Genomic DNA, 17,704 nt, shown 5'->3' on the forward strand with positions numbered 1-17,704 from the left:
TAGAAAGTATTTTGAATGCTTGATCACACTATGAGAGTACAAATGCAACTCGATTCACTTTCTGTTCCTAATTTTGTTGACGTATTGAGCAGATTTTTGCAGCTGCAGAAAGCTCTGTTTACCTCTATTGACCGATAAGGTTTTTCATCCATTTTCGGCTCACCATTCTTGGCAGACAAATCGTCCACTTCACAACTTCCTCGGTCAAAAAGAGTAAGTAAACCCATTGTGGGTCCCAACCGAGCTGAATCGCTGCAAATGCCGCGAGTGGAATCCCGATCACCCACTGCGCAAGAATGTCTTGATACAAACAAAACTTAACGTCACCACCTGCACGTAATACCCCAACAATGACCATCATCGGCACCGAGCGTAGTACGACACCTAAAGCAAGAATCACCATAAACTGTTCAGCTAACTGGCGAGTATCCGCTGTCAGTGCACTAAACGCATTAAGGATCCATTGATTGGACACTATCAATACAACAGCGACCACAAATGCGATAAACACATTCAAAATGACCGTAGCCCAAGCTTGGTAATACACAGGTTCAAAGTTTTTCGCGCCGAGTTGGTTACCCACTAAAACCGCAGCTGCATTCGATAGGCCAATCATCATAGCGAGAGCGATTGACTCAACGGGCGTCATCACCGACAACGCTGCCAAACCTTGCACACCCGCTTGCCCCATGATGGCATGGTAAGCGAACAATCCACCAGCCCATGCCAAAAAGTTAAATGTGGTCGGTAAGGAAAGGCTCAAGAAACGCGTTATTTTGTCTAAAACCAAACCTGCGCGTATATCATCCCAACCAAATGCAATTATGTGTTTCTTCAGCCATAAATAGCCAAATAGACAACCGACTTCGATAGCGCCACTGATAACCGTTGCAATGGCTGCCCCTGTAATCCCTAAAGCAGGAAAACCTAAGTGACCAAAAATTAACACCCAGTTGAGGAAAACATTAGACAGAATGCCTATGCCACTAAAAAATGTGCTCAGCCCCGGTTGGTGCATCGCTCTCAAGCCCACCGACATACTAGCGACACACGCAACAGCAAACATGCTAACGGATGAAATAATTAGATAGCTGGCTCCTAACTCAATCACTTCTTGTGAGTCTGTAGTCAGTTTCATAACTGGCTGTGGGAAAATAACAAACAAAGCAACGGCAATGGCGGCAAACACCATGGCTATCATCCATGTTAAAGCGGTACTGCGACGTACCCCGACTTTATCGCCTGCCCCCCAATATTGTGCGGTCAGTAATGCACCACCCGTCGTCACCCCAACTAACATGATGGTAGTAACAAACGTCGCGCGCGCCGCTACCCCAACAGCGGCTATTTCAGCTTCACCAAGTTGGCCGAGCATAAGCACATCAACGAGGCTTCGGCTAGAAAACATCATGCTTTGCAGTGTAATTGGTAGCGCGATCGCGAATAAGCGACGTAAGAATGCTTTATCTGCATGTATTGAGAGTTGAGAGAGAAAAGTCACAAGCGCTCCAACGACAACTTATTGATAGAATGGGAAAAGTGTCTCATGATTATACTCTGTGGTGTTTATTCCACCAACGATTAAAAGGACAGATAATGAAAAAGGTGTTGGTGCTAGGCGCCTCGGGTTACATTGGTTCTCAACTTCTTCCGTTACTTTTAGACAAAGGTTACGCCGTCACGGCTGCGGCGCGACATATCGATTATTTGGAGTCAAGGACTCGGCCCCATCCTAATTTAACGTTGCGGTATCTAGACCTAGCCGACGCAGAAGCCACGCTCGCTGTGGTGAACGATTTTGACTTGGTATTTTTCCTAGTACACGGAATGGCACAAGGCGATGACTTTGTTGAATACGAACTAAACCTTGCTTTGAACTTTAAATACGCATTGGAGCAAAGCCGTGTCAAACATGTCATTTATTTAAGTGCCATCCAACCGCAAACCGGAAACTCGCGCCATTTAGCGGCTCGCAAAGCAACGGGCAAAATTATCCGACAGTCTGGCGTTCCAGTAACTGAATTGCGTGCTGGCGTCATCATTGGCCCCGGCTCCGCGGCTTTCGAGATCATGCGAGATTTTGTCTACAACTTACCTATTTTGATCGCGCCTAAATGGGTCGACTCAAAAGCCAACCCTATTGCCCTACCCAACCTCAATCACTATTTATTGCAGTTGGCCGAAGCATCACCCCCAGAAGAAAGCCAAATTTATGAAGTTGGTGGGCCAGATACACTCAGCTACCGCGAGCAGTTTAAAGTCATTTGCCGAATCACCAACAAGCCTTATCGGCTGTGGTCGACACCGTTGCTTACCCCCAAAATGGCATCGTACTGGCTCGGCTTGGTCACCTCTGTACCAGCAAACATCGGCAAAGCATTACTCGCGGGGTTAGAGCATGACTACATTGCCGATTCCAAAGCGATTGAAGCACGATTTCCGCAAACGCTGATCAGCTACGAGCAAGCGGTATCCGATACCATCCAAGATGAAGGCACGTTTGTGCGCAGTAATGTTTGGGGCTTTGAGCCAGCGGCACTTCGTCGATGGCAACCGGGGTATGGCTACTACCCTAAACAAGCCGGTGCGAGCATAAAAACTCAAGCCTCCGCTGCGGCATTATGGAAAGTGGCTCAAAAAATCGGGAGTCGTGAAAAAGGCTATTACTTTGCCAACATTTTGTGGCGCACACGTGAATGGCTCGACATCTTTTTTGGTGGTGGGAAACCGATTCGCGTTTCTCCTCCGGGGCCGGAGCTCAAAGTCGGCGATTATATTGACTCTTGGAAAGTGATTCGCTGCGAGGAAGATCAGTTCCTCTCACTGTTTTTTGGGATGAAAGGCCCGGGGCTTGGACGTTTAGAAATTACCATCAAAGACCATGGTGATGAACGAGAACTGGAGATCACCGCTTGGTGGCACCCACAGGGGTTTCTCGGGCTGCTTTACTGGTTTGCCATGATGCCAGCCCATCTATTCATATTCAAAGGCATGGTCAAAGCCATCGCGAAAGAAGCCGAAAGTATCAGTATTACTCCTCAGGTGGGACAGTCTCTGGAGAATCTAGAGAAATAGCCAGGTGATGAGCAATCCCCGCATGGCAATCAATGCACGATTGCTCTCGACTTTCCATCATTTGATGTCGACGCGCAACGGTTCGTCCTTGCGCTTCGAAATCCATCTTGTCAACGGAATGGCAATATCGACACTGCTTTGATTTATTCTCGATAAACTGCTGTGTGACTTCAGCAGCCAACCTCGGACGATGCTCCCCCTCGAAGTTCTCTAACGTAATTTCTCCAGTCAGTTTGTGATAGATGTCGGCTGTAGCGCCGATTTTCAATGCGATTTTAGCAAAAAACTCCCTAGGGACATGGCAATCACTGCACGTAGCGGCAACCACACCCTGAGCATTTTTGAAGTGTGGAGATGCTTGGTACTCCTCAACTATCGTATCCATCCCAATATGGCAACTGTAACAAAACTCGTTGCGATTGGTGTAATCCATACCAAAGTGAAAAACACTGAGGGCCGCCCCACCAAGGATAAACGCCAATAAGCCACCAATTGGTATGCCGAGCATCCATTTTCTGTTTGGTTTACGCCATAAACTCATTGGTGTTCATCCCAAAGCAGCGCTAGCGATAACTCGCATAGTATTCTACGAGCGCGTTTAAATCATCGGCACTAAGCCCTTTGAACGCCTCATCCATTTTTTTATCAACGGAGCGTTTGCCTTGCTTAAACTGTTGCAACGTAGTGGCGAGATAGCCCTTCTGCTGACCAGCTAAAATCGAAGCTTCATCCAGAGCGTTACTGCCACCATCCGAATGACAGTTCTCGCAACTTTTCGCGTGGATAGCCTTACCTTTCATCGCTAACGCTTGATCAAAAGACTGCTTAGCTGGCACAAACTCGAGCCCAGCATAATGTTTTGCTAACTCTTCAATCTGCGCCTCAGATAAAGATTTAACTATCGACACCATGTCGCCTTTTTTGCTCGTGTCTCCGTAAGCGTGACTAACAGAATTTGCAGGCCTACCTTCTAGGTAACGTAGCATCTGGTCAAAAAAATTGAATTCGGGAATCCCAGCGATGGTAGGAATATTCGTGTCGGAACTAACACCGTCTGGCCCATGACATGCTTCACATTCGTATTGTGAAATTAGCTCACTTGGTGATGCTAAACTGTGGGAAACCAAAGCAGAACTGATGGCTAACACTGAGGAAAATTTTAGAGATAATTTAATTAGTTGATGCATATTAGACTGACTCCGTAGTAATTATCTTTGTTAATCAAAACCAGACAGCGAATAAACGATAGGAAAATCAATTTATAAACGCGACTTAAAACCAACGATATCCAAGATAAAAATATTAAGCCGTCAACTATTTAAAGTAGCGTAGTTCAACACCCTTAATTTTTCTGCACCGACCTCTTCAATCACAGAAAAAACCAACCCAAACAATTGATTTGAAGGGACAATAATTTAAACCCAAAAATTCACACACAAAAATAGCGGTTTATTTTAATAATATTTCATATTGCGTCTATACTCTTACAAGCCATGTATTTCGATTTATTCAAGTGATGTAAATATGGATTTTTTTCTTTTGGCTTGAATATAAAATTAATATTTCAATCAATCGTTTATTGAAATATTCAACCATTCCTATGCATTCCCACTTACTTTAGGACGAATCGAGAGGGACTATGAACGGTTTAAAGTCGATCGCTACATTAATATTTTTTATTTTACTGCTCACCGGATGTGGTCCAGACAGCAAAAACGATCAGAATACACCGCCACCTGCAGTTGGTGATTTCGAGATAAGTGTTTCCAAGCCATCATTGGTCACTCAAGAAACCGGAGAAACCAAACTGGTGGTCAATTTTACCGTCAAAGACGGCAGTGGCAGACCTCATGAGCTAGACGAAACGAAAGATTTTCGCATCGCACTTCTTAAAGCAATGCCTTCTCGTGTCGATACACAAAACTCGAGCGATCCAGCCTTTGCCTTCAATGGGCGCCATGGCAACACTTATTGGAAGAGTTTCCATCACTCAAGTAATACCGCAAATAACCGTGCCAGCATGGAGAGTGTTTGGGATGGAACACTAGTAAAAACAGACGAGGGGTATCGCTACACGTTTGCCATTCCTGACGTTTTGAAAGTGTCAGATCCTTATACTGCCGACTCTTCTAGCAACAATGGTTTTATCGCTTGGGATGCGGATAAACTCCACCGAATCGTCATGGCGTATGGCGAGCAAGGCAACGGTTTTACCTACGTGTTTGAATGGGTGCCGCAAGAAAGTTCAGATGCGGTTGTCTCTCGCAATGTAATAGAAAAAGGCACCTGCGAAAACTGCCATATGGGCGAACCGCTTCATCATGGACCGGGCTATCGCTCAATTGATAACAACATTGCCGTTTGTACCGCTTGCCACAATGACAGTAACCCTGGCGCTGCGCCAGCCAGACGCCCTCTCGCTGCCATTGTTCATCAATACCACGGTAATGTTTTCAAATTAGGTAGCGACAGAAATAACACCGAGACTTACAAACAGCCTGTCGACGAGAATAACGTGCTCGTTACCGACATCAATGGTTTAGTCATTGAAGGCAACCCTTTCCCGCAAGATGCCCGCAACTGTACAACCTGCCATTCAACCGATGTCGCGAAAGCATCAGACGCCAACAATTGGTTTGAACACCCAAGCCAAGTAGCCTGTGAGACCTGTCACTTGTACCGAGACAGAGGCGCGCATGATAACCAAATCGGTACGGCTTGGATAAGAAACGGCGAGCCACAAAACTCCTGCTCGGGCTGTCACCGACCTTATGACCGAGATGACAATGGCGATCCAATCATCGGCCAAGACGCAAGCCGAAGTGCTAAAACGGTTCACGTAATGCGTTTAGAGAATCTTGCAAAAGCGCGTGATTCGCTTGAAATCAACGTTGAAAGCGCGCGATTTATTGATGACCAGTTTGAGGTTGAACTAAGAGTGTCGAAAGCGGGCACAGGTATTGGATCCATCGACGAACTGACACCTTTCATCAATGAACATGGCCACCTCAATTTGTTGCTGAACTGGGATAACGGCCAAGGCCCGATGGTCGCAAACAACAGTCTCAACGTCGCCGATGATGGCGCACTTGGTGACGGCTGTGAGGCTCAAGGAGAAGGCCTATTCTTGTGTCATAAAGACTTCACTGACGCTGCGATTAAGCCAATCTCCAACTCTACGTTGACGGTTAACATCGCCGACATGCCACTTTGCGCCAACCGTAGAGATGGCGATCTCGCCGAATGCGTCACGTTTGAAGGCATCGATCTTATCAAATCGCCTTTCGTCATTGCCGCCAATAACGCATCCGGCTCGTTTGATGTGTCTGGTATCAACAAGCAACACAAACTGCCAGTGGGCGCGGACATTTCATCGTGTAACGATTGTCACAAAGAGCTGACTATCCATAAGCTTGGTGAGCATCCACATGCCGCCACCGACTTCCAACAATGTAAAAATTGCCATAACTCTGAACGTTCTGCGTTTTATCCTGGGATGGCAGCTGATCTAAAGTACCACGTGCACTCATTCCACGCCTTTGGCTCCGCTCATAGCGGTGAAGCGCCTTTCCCTGGCGCAGTCAACAACTGTGAGGCCTGCCATACCAATGCTCAATACAACTTACCTAGCCAACAAAATACGCGCCCTTCTCTGGCAAGTGGTAAGTACTTTAGTCCTGCATTAGTCGCCTGTGGCGCGTGTCACCTAGAGTCATCTTTAGCTAATGCTGACCCGGATACCGTGGCAGGAGATGCGCCTCTGAACCATATGCTGAATCACGGCGCGGTATTTGGAGCAGACACAGCAGCACAAGCCATGGGCTCCGAGCAATGTGCAACTTGCCATGCCATTGGTCAGTCACAAGGGGTAGATAAGGTTCACAAGGTATACGACTACCGTTGAATTCGTCATTGAACACAATGCTTTGACAATTAAGGACAAGAAAAGGAAGAGCTATGAAAGCAATGTTTCTGCGGTGGTTGGTAGCTGGGATACTTGGGTTAGGCGTCATCTTCACCGTCAGTTCGGAAGATGTCGCCAAGCCAGAGCCCGAAGCGGCGACGTTAACTCAAGAAGAAATTGAAACCATATTAGACACCAAGTTTTCCGAGGGAAAATATTCACGCCGCGGACCAGATGGCTGCCTTCGTTGCCATGACGATACATCAGATAAACCTGCAACGGGTATTTTCGACAACATTCATGGCAAGTCCGCAAACCTGCATGGGCCAATGAATGATAAACAGTGTGAAGCATGCCATGGCCCAGCGAACAATCACGAACGCAATCCACGAAAAGGACAAGTTCGTGAACCGATGATCACTTTTGGGCCAAACTCCCCTGTTCCGGCCGAAAAGCAAAACAGCGTGTGTTTATCTTGCCACCAAGATGCAAAACGCTCGACTTGGCATAGTAGCGAGCACGCTTTTGAAGGGCTGTCTTGTGCAAGCTGTCACCAACTGCATCAAAAAGACGATCCGATGATGGTTGCCGAAATGCAAGCAGACAAATGCACCGATTGTCACTCCCGCACCAAATCGGATATCCACAAACGCAGTCGTCATCCTATTATCGACGGCGTCATGACTTGTTCTAGCTGCCACAATCCACATCAGACATTAAATGAAGCGAGCTTGAACTGGTCAACCGTCAATAACGCTTGTTACGAGTGTCATGCGGAAAAACGCGGCCCATTTTTATGGGAGCATGAGCCAGTAACTGAAGATTGCACATCCTGCCACACACCTCATGGTTCAGTGAACAAAGCCCTGCTCAATAAACGGCTGCCAATGCTATGTCAGGAATGTCACCGTGTGCCACATGCAAACGTAGCCATTCCTGAAAACGACTTGAGAGTGCGCGGCGGAAGTTGTTTAAACTGCCACAATCAAGTGCATGGCTCTAACCACCCACGTGGTCAAACATTAAGTTATTAGGAGGGAGGCATGAAACTATCTCAACTGTGCATCGCTATTTCCCTTGCTTTTGCTGCGCAAGCGCACGCCAACGATTATTCGTTACACCGTTCTCAGCCAGCCGACACTAGCCGCTGGCAGTGCAGTGAATGCAGCAGCGACGGCACATGGAGTGGAGAAGTCAGCGCGGGCGTCGGTTACCTTAGCAACGACGGTTCCTCTCGATTCTATAATTGGAATCCGCCCGTTTACGGTACAAACTCTGACAATAAGCACTTTAACGCGAGCCTAAACGCCGATATCGAACAATATGAAGACGACGGATTCTACAATCGAATCGTCGTCGAAGATCTTGGTTTGCAACGCTTCTTACTGCAGTGGGAAATGGGCCAGTACGACGGATTACGTGTCCTCGGCAGTTACAGTGAAACTCCTTATTTCTGGAATCAGTCCTCACTCAGTGCGTATCATCCAAGAGAAGATGCACTCGTTAGTGGTGACCTATCGAAATATGAAAACTCAGTGACGCGAGAGACATTTAAGCTAGAACTCAAGTACACACCACATACGCCATGGAAGCCATATGCATCCATGAAGCACGAACGTAAAGAAGGCACAACTTCGCTTTATTCAACGACTATTCCGGGTTACGCCAACGCGCCGGGATTCATACCCAAAGCCGTCGAACATGAAACCTTAAATACTCAAGTAGGAGTAAGCTACATGGAAGATTTGTGGCTGGTGGATATTGCGTATCGCGGCTCGTTTTTTAGAAATGACAAGTCCGCACTTTATTACGGCAGCACTACCAATCCTTACGCTAACCACCTCGCGTATGAGCCTGACAACGACTTTCACCAGTTTGCTGTCACGGGGAATTATCGGTTGAATCAACAAACGTTCAGTGGCCGCTTACTTTGGTCACAGACGTCTTCTGAAGGCGGGTTAAATCCGTTTCCACAGTCCCCTGTTAACTCCAATACATTCCATGGCGAAACCAACACTTGGCAAATGAGCGCGGATTACCACAACAAACTTTCGCGAGACACTGCTTTCGCCATTTCTGCGGACTATTCAGATAAAGACGATAACTCCAATAGAAACACCATCATCGGATCGACGAGAGAAAAATACGACCACACCAAAACCAAACTGGAAGCAACACTCAAGTATCGTGTTACTTCTGATGTAAAAGTGAATACGGGTTACCATTTTAGACAAGATGAGCGAAGTTATGCTGATCGGAAACGTACCGATGAACAACGCGTTTTTGTTGGGGCCCAGTACAGACCAAATAGACCGTGGCAATTAGGCGGTAAAGTCTCCTACTCTTTTCGCGATGGCTCTGATTGGCAGGACGACAGCAGCGACTCGCCTAATTTGCGCCAATACTATTTAGCCGATAAAGAGAGGATTGAGCTCCGTGGCGACGGCGGCTATGACGTAACAAACGATGTCCAGTTACTTGCTGAGCTTTGGTACGGAAACGACGACTATGTTAAACCCGATATAGGTTTAAGCGAAGGAGAAGATTACGGCTACGATATCAGCCTTAACTTCAATTTACTCGACGGACTAAACGGGCATGTTTTTTACAATCAACAGGTCATCCGCTCCGAGCAACAACAAGCAAACTCTGACGTTGTCGGTTGGAATCGCTACACCACCAAACTCAAAGATGACATAACAACCATTGGCTTTGGTGTGAGTAAAGAGCAGCTACTAGACGACAAACTTTCTATCTCGTTTGATTACAGCTACAGCCAAGCTGATGGAAAATCTTCAACCACATCTGGTGGCTACCAATATCCTGATAACGAGGCGAACTCGTACCGTTTTGAAGTCATCGCTGACTATGAAGTATCTGAAAATCAAAACGTGCAGATTAACCTCCGTTATGAAGACTACTCAGAAGAGGATTACTTGTTTAATAACGAAACCGAAATGATGGGCGACGTTTTGCAAAGCTATGAAGGTTTATATGGCGGCGTCTATTGGAAATATCGCTTTTAAACACAGAGTGACGTAACAAAAAAAGCATCAGACGTTTCAAACGCCTGATGCTTTCGTATTTCAACTCTACTGCTGTGAGAAGTTGATTACGCTTGGAAGCTCAACGGAATCTCAGCCAATTGGTTACCTTCGTTTGCAGGAAAGATAAGGTACTCGCCGTGGTATTTCACCATCGATTTGTAGTCCGTCACTTTATGCACCATAAAGCCCGATTGCGCTGCTTTCTCAACAAACTCAGCATGGTTGCCACGTACAAACCAGCTCATTGGTTTGACGAGCAGCTCGCCGTCGAAGCAGCTTTCGCATTGATCTGCACATAGCGCCAAAGAGTTTTGACCTTCCGTGAAGATTTGGATTTTGCCACAACCAACCAATTGTTCAGAGGTAGAAACTTCCCAACCTGCTTGCTCCATCACATCTAAAAATGCTTCGACGTCAGAGTCTTTGATCACTTTTGAATCTTCATCTTCAGGAAAAAACTGAGCGTAAAAAGCGGAAATACGCTTGAAGATAAACAACAAACCAGCGTCATTACCCTTTGAACGACCCGCTTTTTGCCAACGTGTTAAGTCATCGCCTACGACTCGACTGAAACGCTGAGATTTAAGTGCTTTGGTAACCCAGCGCACTAAATAATGGTTATTCGCAACAGGGGCATTGGCTAACTTACCTGAGCGATGCTCTTGATCTAACTCTTCAAGTGCTGAGTTAACTAAGTTTTGAATTTCTTTGGTGTAATTCGACATTACGCCTTTCTTCCTAAAGTCCAATAAAACAGTGCTGAAAGCACAGAACAAGCAAACATCACAATGATCATCGGCCACGCCACATTACCTGGTAGTGATGCCACCAGCGCGCCAACCAATGAGCCGATACCGAATCTTAACGTCCCCGCCAGAGACGAAGCTGTACCCGCCATTGATGGGTAGCCACTTAAAAGCAGCGCCATCGCGTTACTACCTATCGTCGACAATGTACCGATAAACAGCACAACAAAAGGTACGATACCCCATAATCCGAAGTCCATTAACCAACTTACGAATAAACCAATCCCCGCCAAAAGTTGCACGAACAACCCAAAACGAAGCATGGCATGAGAGCCAACTTTCTTCACCAAGCGACCATTAATACTGGTCATGATGATCATCGCAACAATGTTCAAACCAAATAAATAACCAAAGTGGTCTGGTCGAACACCATATAAATCAATATAAACAAACGAACCCGCGGTCAGAAATGCAAACATTCCGGAAAATGAAAACGCTCCAGAAAGCATCAAACCTATCGCTTCAGGGTTGGAGCATAATCTGGCGTAGTTTCTCATCGTAGTGCGAAAACGAAGCGGCTGACGATTTTCTGGTTTCAGCGTCTCTGGAATTTTCCAAAGTACCAGTAGAATTACCACCACAGCGAAAATGGCTAACACCCAAAAGATCGAACGCCAACCAAACCAGATCGCTAGGTGACCACCTATCATAGGCGCGACCAAGGGTGCCATTGTGATCACCAAGGTGACGAAAGACATTGCACGGGCAAAGTCTTCACGGTCAAACATATCACGCACGACGGCTTGGATAATGACCGCCGCTGCCGCGCCAGCAAAACCTTGCGCTGTTCGCACATAAGTCAATGCATCAATGCCGTTTGTGGTCGCACTCACTACCGCCGCTAATCCAAAGAAAAGCACACCCAAAATCAGTACAGGTCTACGGCCAAAACTATCGGCAAGCGGCCCGTGAATTAACTGCCCAATCGCAAAACCTGCCGTATAAGCCGTCAACGTAATCTGAACCGCACCAGGCGCGACCCCCAAATCTTTCGCAATTGTCGGCATTGCAGGCAGATACATGTCGATCGCCAAAGGCGTCAAAGCACCAATCGCTCCTAATACAAGAAACAATAGAAAACTGATTTGGGATTGCGGAGCGCTTTGAGCTTTTTCTGTCATTCTTTTACCTCTTGTTGGAGCCCTTTCGTCAATACTTGCAGAACAAAGTGAAAATAACGGACGGTTCTCATATCGCTGATATCTAGAAGCCAAAGGCCTGTTCTATCAACGTTCGAGAATCATAAGGGCAAATATGTACCAAGGTGTGACCTTGACGAACTCGACATAGAAAAGCGTGTGAAAGCGAAGTGTGTTTATGGGAAATAAACACAATGCAGTAAAAATGATAGCGTTGACACCATCATTCCATTCACCGTAGCCGAAGGCTTTGCAATAAGAGTATGCATGGCTCAGCTAAATGCAAAGGCATATCACTCAGATGAGTAAGCACACCGGAATTGTCTAGGCACTCATTTTGGTAGGAAAATTAATTTTGAGCCAATTCCTACCAAAAAACTAGTTCCAATTGGGAACTAAAGAATTTCCCATGCCGATAATTAATTCCAAATAGAATCAATTTCTTCCTGCGTGAGGTAGCGATAATCACCAGGTTCTAGTGCCTCATCGAGTTCAATCGAACCAATACGCTCACGATGTAAGTACTCAACTTTATTTCCTAACGCCGCAAACATGCGTTTCACTTGGTGATACTTACCTTCCACAATAGTTAACAATACTTCATTCTCTGCCTCGTTCACGATTTCCAAACGAGCAGGTAATGTTGCTTCTGATTCATTGCGCAAAATGATGCCTTGTTCGAGCTTTTCCGCGTAATCAGGCTGAATCGCATCGACAAGCCAAACACGGTACGTTTTCTCACACTTATGCTTAGGTGAGGTAATACGGTGAGACCACTTACCATCATCCGTAATCAACACCAAGCCAGTTGTGTCGACATCTAATCGGCCCGCAAAGTGAAGGTTTTCAATTTTAGGCTCATCAAGCAATGCGAATGCAGTTTGGTTGTAGCCATCTTCATGTGAACAAACAAAGTCAGCAGGCTTATACAACATAATGTAACGAGGACCAGGAGCACCAATAACGCGGTCTTCCCACATTACTTCTGCACCTTCAGGTACTTTAAATGCACCACTTTTTTGAACCTCACCGTCAACGGTGATGTCACCACTTTTGATGATCTTTGTTGCCTGTTTGCGCGTTGCACCCAGAGCGTCACACAAATATTTATCTAAACGCATGAATACCTCATTGAATTATACCCAAGTAACCTCCAAATCTCGGTTTAAAGGTCACTTGGGTATAAAAGTCAGGTATTATAGCGTTCCTCGTTCGAATAGTTGAGCAATTTCACATATTTTCATGTACACACTTCGCCCTTATCAAGCCGACTCGGTTAAAGCAGTCATTCACTACTTTCGTAAACACTCGACACCAGCAGTGATCGTACTGCCTACTGGTGCCGGAAAAAGCTTGGTGATCGCAGAGCTTGCTCGCCTTGCGAAAGGACGAGTGTTAGTCCTTGCCCACGTAAAAGAGCTGGTCGAGCAAAACCACGCGAAGTATGAAGGTTATGGTTTAAAAGGTTCCATCTTCTCAGCAGGATTGGGGCGAAAAGAAACTGACCAGCAAGTCGTGTTTGCTTCGGTTCAATCGGTCGTACGTAACTTAGATTCGTTCAAAAACCAGTTTTCTCTGCTCGTTATTGATGAGTGCCATCGTGTGCCGGATGACAAAAACAGCAGCTACCAAAAAGTTATTACTCACTTACGAGAACTGAACCCAGGCATTAAGGTTCTGGGACTAACTGCAACGCCCTATCGTTTAGGAATGGGCTGGATTTATCAGTATCACACCCGAGGTCAAGTACGCACCGAAGAGCCTCGATTCTTCCGCGATTGTATTTTCGAACTGCCGATCCGTTACTTGCTCGACGAAAACTTCCTCACTCCAGCCCGCATGATGGACGCGCCCGTTTTGTCTTACGACTTCTCGCAACTGAAACCCGCAAACACCGGACGCTACAAAGAAGCAGAAATGGACATGGTGATCGATAAAGCCAAACGCGCCACTCCGCAAATTGTTGAGCAAATCATGCAATATGCGAGAGAACGTCAAGGTGTCATGATCTTCGCCGCGACTGTCCGACACGCACAAGAGATCCACAGTTTACTGCCAGAGGGCGAAACTGAAATCGTTATTGGTGATACACCTACGCCGGAGCGCGATGCGATCATCCAAGCGTTCAAGAATCGTCAAATAAAATATTTGGTCAATGTTTCGGTACTGACTACCGGGTTTGATGCGCCGCATGTCGATTTAATCGCGATTTTGCGACCAACAGAGTCAGTCAGTCTATACCAGCAGATTGTAGGGCGAGGATTACGCTTATCAGGCGGAAAATCAGAATGTTTAGTGCTTGATTACGCAGGCAACAGCTACGATTTATACCAACCTGAAGTCGGTGATCCCAAGCCAGACTCTGACAGTGAAATTATCACGATTCCCTGCCCGGCTTGCGGATTCAATAACAACTTCTGGGGTAAATTGGATAGTAACGGTTTCTTGGTTGAACACTTTGGCAGACGTTGCCAAGGTTACTTTGAAGATGAAGACACAGGCGAGCGTGAACACTGTGGATACCGTTTTCGTGCCAAATACTGTGGTGAATGTGGTGCCGACAACGATATCGCTGCGCGCATTTGTCATGAGTGTGACGCAACGCTTGTTGATCCAGATAAAAAATTAAAAGAAGCCCTTAATCTGAAAGATGCATTGATATTTGAATGCACAGAAATGGACCTGTCAGTATTCAAGTCCAGTGACGGTAAATCTCAACTCAAGGTGACGTATTCTGGCGAACCATACCAAGGCGAAGGCAATGCGTTAGTTCATGAGTTTTGGTCATTGAGTACCAAAAAACAAAAACAAACGTTTAAAGACCAATTTGTGCGCCCTCACTTGGCAGACAAGCATCGCCCTTTTGAAGAGGCTTCACCGACACGTGTTGTTGCCAATCAACATCGTTTCCGTTTGCCTCAGTTTGTTATTGCAAGGAAATCCGGTCGCTTTTGGAAATTGCGAGACAAAATTTTTGAAGACGAGTTGAAATAACCTCTGCAACATTTAGTAAAACTGAACTCGATGATTCACTCTCTGTTCATCTATATCCGATATACTGCGGCTAACGTTCTAGAAAAGGTTTGACTATGTATAAAGCAACGACTTCTCAACATTCTGCGTTACTTTTCGGCCTTATCACGACATTGATGTGTGCACCAAGTTTCGCCAAGCATGACGACTACTATGCATCACAAAATGGTCACGCCATCGTGCAAGATGTCGAAAAGCCTGGAACACGTATTGAATTCGATGAAGATCAAGATGAGGTCTATCGCGCGGTTCAACAAGGATATATACGACCATTTTCGGACCTTTACGCCGCAGTAGAAAACGACCTATACGGCCGCATCATCAAGGTCGAGCTTGAAGAAGATGATGATGCTTGGGTGTATGAATTGAAAATCCTGTACAACAATAGCGTCCTGAAAGTTGAGTATGACGCCGCCACGCTGGAAATGCTTGAGATCAAAGGTCGCAGCTTTAACAAAGCGTTAAAGCCACAAAACAACTAAACTGGTCTAATGCGTAATCCCGACGCAATGCGTAACTTACTTCGATAACACTCCAAACATAATAAGAATCACCAATATGAAAATACTTGTCGTTGAAGATGACCCTCGTTTAGGCGAGCAAATCATCGAAACATTAGAAAGTACCGGCTGGGTACCAGAATTATCTCAAGATGGCATAGACGCTCTGTATCGCGCGACATCGGAAGAATGGGACGCTATTGTTCTTGATCTAGGACTGCCGAAATTGGATGGCCTCACCGTGCTAAAAGGCATTCGTGATGAAAACATCAATACCCCTGTCGTTATCCTGAGTGCTCGCGATACCCTAACGCAGAGAGTTGAAGGTCTAAACGCAGGGGCAGACGATTACCTAACTAAGCCGTTTGAAATGGTTGAGCTTATCGCTCGTATTCGCGCACAACTACGAAGGGCATCAGGTAACGCCTCTCCTGTGATGCAAATTGGCGACTTGAGCTTGGATACGCGCACTTCTAAAGTAATGTGGCAAGGGCAAGCAGTAAGCTTAACGGCACTGGAGTATAAAGTGGTCGCTTACTTTATGCATAACCCAGAAAAAGTAATTTCTCGCACCGAACTCGTCGAGCACATTTACAAACAAGACTTTGATCGTGACTCCAACACAATCGAAGTTTTTATCGGCCGAATTCGCAAAAAAATCGCGCCAAAGATCATCAAAACTGTCCGAGGGTTGGGATACCAATTAAATGCCGAATAAGAACAGGCTACCGTTGAACGCAATAAAACGACTGAGTATCAAAAGTCGCCTCGTTTTAGCGGCGATCGTTTGGTTGACGGCAATGATCCTCGCAGCTGGTGTGACGATACCGACCCAAGTGTACAACTATATGGTTGACGACACTCGCTCACAGCTGAGCATTTTTATGGATGAAATCGCCGCTCAGTTAGAAGTCGATGAGACTGGGCACCTCTCACTCGCTGCCCTGCTCTCAGACCCTCGATTTAACCGACCTTACAGTGGTTTATATTGGAGTGCCTCTACTGAGACGAGTCTCGAGCGTTCTCGTTCTTTGTGGGACAAAAAAATCGAATACAAAGGTCTGGATAACGATGCTTACGGCGCGAGAGGCGAAAGGCTGATTACCATAGAAAAAGCTCTGTACTTACCAGATTACGATGGGCCTATCCATATCATTATTGGTATTGACGAAGAGCCTATCAAAAGCACCCTGCAAACGCTAATCGGGCAACTCTGGCTTATTTTAGGCTTATTATTCGCAGGGGTTCTTGCCGTCATTTTGCTGCAAATTGCATGGTCATTGAGTCCGCTTACGAAGTTACAAAAAGAGTTGGCCGAGCTGAAGTCTGGTAACAAAAAGAGTCTAGAAGAAACCTATCCGAAAGAGATTTCTCCTCTTATCTTCGACCTCAACGCTCTGCTTTTCCATTATCAGGAGTTGTTAGAACGAGCTAGGAATCATGCAGGCAATCTCTCACATGCGCTAAAAACCCCACTTTCTGTCCTAAAAAATGAAGTACAGACGTTAGAACCTGATACGCAATCCCGTCTGCGTACTCCGATCAATCAAATACAAGATCATATCGATTACCATCTGGGCCGTGCCCGCATGGCGGGGTCTATGAATATTTTATCAGTGAAATCGAACCCAGCAGAGCGTGTGGATGCTATCTCAATGGCGTTTGATAAAGTGTATGCGAGCCGAGATATCTCCTTAATTAATGAACTTGATTCAGAGCTGAATGTAGCGGTAGAGCAGACCGATCTCGACGAAATGCTGGGCAACTTGCTTGAAAATGCCTATAAGTGGGCCAACAACATGATTCGTGTGCACTCCTCTCAGGATAAAGACAACATACACATCATCATTGAAGATGACGGACCAGGCATCCCTAAAGAGAAACTGAGTCAAGTAATCAAGAGAGGCGTTAGATTGGATGAAGCAACCCCTGGTTCAGGTCTTGGTCTAAATATAGTCAGTGAAATGGCACACAGTTACCGAGGTCAATTAACACTGGAAGCGAGCGCTTTAGGTGGCTTAAAAGCATCTTTAGTCTTACATCTCAGCCGAACATAAAGCATATAACGCATAAACTTTGTTCTTCGGACCATGATTAGTAAACCGATGAAAATGAAGCCGATGTGAACAAAATCCAAGCAAAGCGTTAAAAGGGATAGCCTTACACCTAGCCAAATCATACCTTTTTGTTGATTTGGATA

General features: G+C 46.0%; 14 protein-coding genes. 8 read left to right on the forward strand and 6 right to left on the reverse strand.

From position 1 onward, the window contains the following. Positions 1-124 precede the first annotated feature (124 nt). Complete coding sequence (locus tag MSG33_RS10895; protein WP_005393232.1) at positions 125-1,501, reverse strand: MATE family efflux transporter; 1,377 nt, start codon at positions 1,499-1,501, stop codon at positions 125-127. A 95-nt stretch (positions 1,502-1,596) separates the two neighbouring features. On the opposite strand from MSG33_RS10895, the gene MSG33_RS10900 reads away from it, so the two are divergent. Next, complete coding sequence (locus MSG33_RS10900) at positions 1,597-3,075, forward strand: DUF2867 domain-containing protein (protein WP_248381020.1); 1,479 nt, start codon at positions 1,597-1,599, stop codon at positions 3,073-3,075. Here MSG33_RS10900 and MSG33_RS10905 read toward each other — a convergent pair. Together MSG33_RS10905 and MSG33_RS10910 are read right to left on the reverse strand one after the other, a co-directional pair. Further along, positions 3,032-3,616 carry a NapC/NirT family cytochrome c gene (locus MSG33_RS10905; RefSeq protein WP_248381022.1) on the reverse strand — a complete coding sequence of 195 codons (585 nt, stop codon included), beginning with the start codon at positions 3,614-3,616 and terminating at the stop codon, positions 3,032-3,034. The genes MSG33_RS10900 and MSG33_RS10905 overlap by 44 nt on opposite strands. Before the next feature lie 22 nt (positions 3,617-3,638). Further along, the gene (locus MSG33_RS10910) at positions 3,639-4,262 is read right to left on the reverse strand and encodes a c-type cytochrome (protein WP_248381025.1); all 624 of its coding nucleotides are present in this window, start codon (positions 4,260-4,262) and stop codon (positions 3,639-3,641) included. Positions 4,263-4,714: 452 nt separating this feature from the next. On the opposite strand from MSG33_RS10910, the gene MSG33_RS10915 reads away from it, so the two are divergent. Genes MSG33_RS10915 through MSG33_RS10925 form a run of 3 tightly spaced genes read left to right on the forward strand, consistent with a single transcriptional unit; the run spans position 4,715 to position 10,005 of the window. Further along, entirely contained in the window at positions 4,715-6,979 is a 2,265-nt protein-coding gene (locus MSG33_RS10915; protein WP_248381028.1) for an OmcA/MtrC family decaheme c-type cytochrome, read from the forward strand. Positions 6,980-7,032: 53 nt separating this feature from the next. Then, positions 7,033-8,013: a DmsE family decaheme c-type cytochrome gene (locus MSG33_RS10920; RefSeq protein WP_015296565.1), complete on the forward strand. Its 981-nt coding sequence runs from the start codon at positions 7,033-7,035 to the stop codon at positions 8,011-8,013. A gap of 9 nt (positions 8,014-8,022) precedes the next feature. After that, positions 8,023-10,005, forward strand: a complete 1,983-nt coding sequence (locus tag MSG33_RS10925) for an MtrB/PioB family decaheme-associated outer membrane protein (RefSeq protein ID WP_248381031.1) — start codon at positions 8,023-8,025, stop codon at positions 10,003-10,005. Between the two features lie 86 nt (positions 10,006-10,091). Here the strand turns inward: MSG33_RS10925 and MSG33_RS10930 are convergent, their stop codons facing one another. From MSG33_RS10930 to rsuA, 3 genes are all read right to left on the reverse strand, one after another. After that, positions 10,092-10,751 (reverse strand): DUF2913 family protein, encoded by a 660-nt coding sequence (locus MSG33_RS10930; protein ID WP_248381033.1) that lies wholly within the window; start codon positions 10,749-10,751, stop codon positions 10,092-10,094. Beyond that, on the reverse strand, positions 10,751-11,953 hold the full coding sequence (locus MSG33_RS10935) for a Bcr/CflA family multidrug efflux MFS transporter (RefSeq protein ID WP_005393240.1): 1,203 nt from the start codon (positions 11,951-11,953) through the stop codon (positions 10,751-10,753). The genes MSG33_RS10930 and MSG33_RS10935 overlap by 1 nt, the downstream gene beginning before the upstream one ends. A 437-nt stretch (positions 11,954-12,390) precedes the next feature. Next, on the reverse strand, positions 12,391-13,092 hold the full coding sequence (gene rsuA, locus MSG33_RS10940; protein WP_033905117.1) for a 16S rRNA pseudouridine(516) synthase RsuA: 702 nt from the start codon (positions 13,090-13,092) through the stop codon (positions 12,391-12,393). A 121-nt stretch (positions 13,093-13,213) separates the two neighbouring features. Here rsuA and MSG33_RS10945 point away from each other — a divergent pair, with 121 nt between their 5' ends. The 4 genes from MSG33_RS10945 to MSG33_RS10960 all read left to right on the forward strand — a co-directional run bounded on the left by MSG33_RS10945 (position 13,214) and on the right by MSG33_RS10960 (position 17,561). Further along, positions 13,214-14,965 (forward strand): DEAD/DEAH box helicase, encoded by a 1,752-nt coding sequence (locus tag MSG33_RS10945; RefSeq protein ID WP_046874808.1) that lies wholly within the window; start codon positions 13,214-13,216, stop codon positions 14,963-14,965. 95 nt (positions 14,966-15,060) lie between these two features. Continuing rightward, entirely contained in the window at positions 15,061-15,486 is a 426-nt protein-coding gene (locus tag MSG33_RS10950; protein ID WP_012841930.1) for a PepSY domain-containing protein, read from the forward strand. A gap of 76 nt (positions 15,487-15,562) precedes the next feature. After that, positions 15,563-16,222, forward strand: coding sequence for a response regulator transcription factor (locus MSG33_RS10955; protein WP_005378073.1), 660 nt, complete (start codon positions 15,563-15,565; stop codon positions 16,220-16,222). After that, on the forward strand, positions 16,212-17,561 hold the full coding sequence (locus MSG33_RS10960; protein ID WP_031780334.1) for an ATP-binding protein: 1,350 nt from the start codon (positions 16,212-16,214) through the stop codon (positions 17,559-17,561). The genes MSG33_RS10955 and MSG33_RS10960 overlap by 11 nt, the downstream gene beginning before the upstream one ends. Positions 17,562-17,704 lie beyond the last annotated feature (143 nt).

This window comes from Vibrio sp. 1CM7H, from assembly GCF_023161645.1.
GTDB lineage: Bacteria > Pseudomonadota > Gammaproteobacteria > Enterobacterales > Vibrionaceae > Vibrio > Vibrio diabolicus.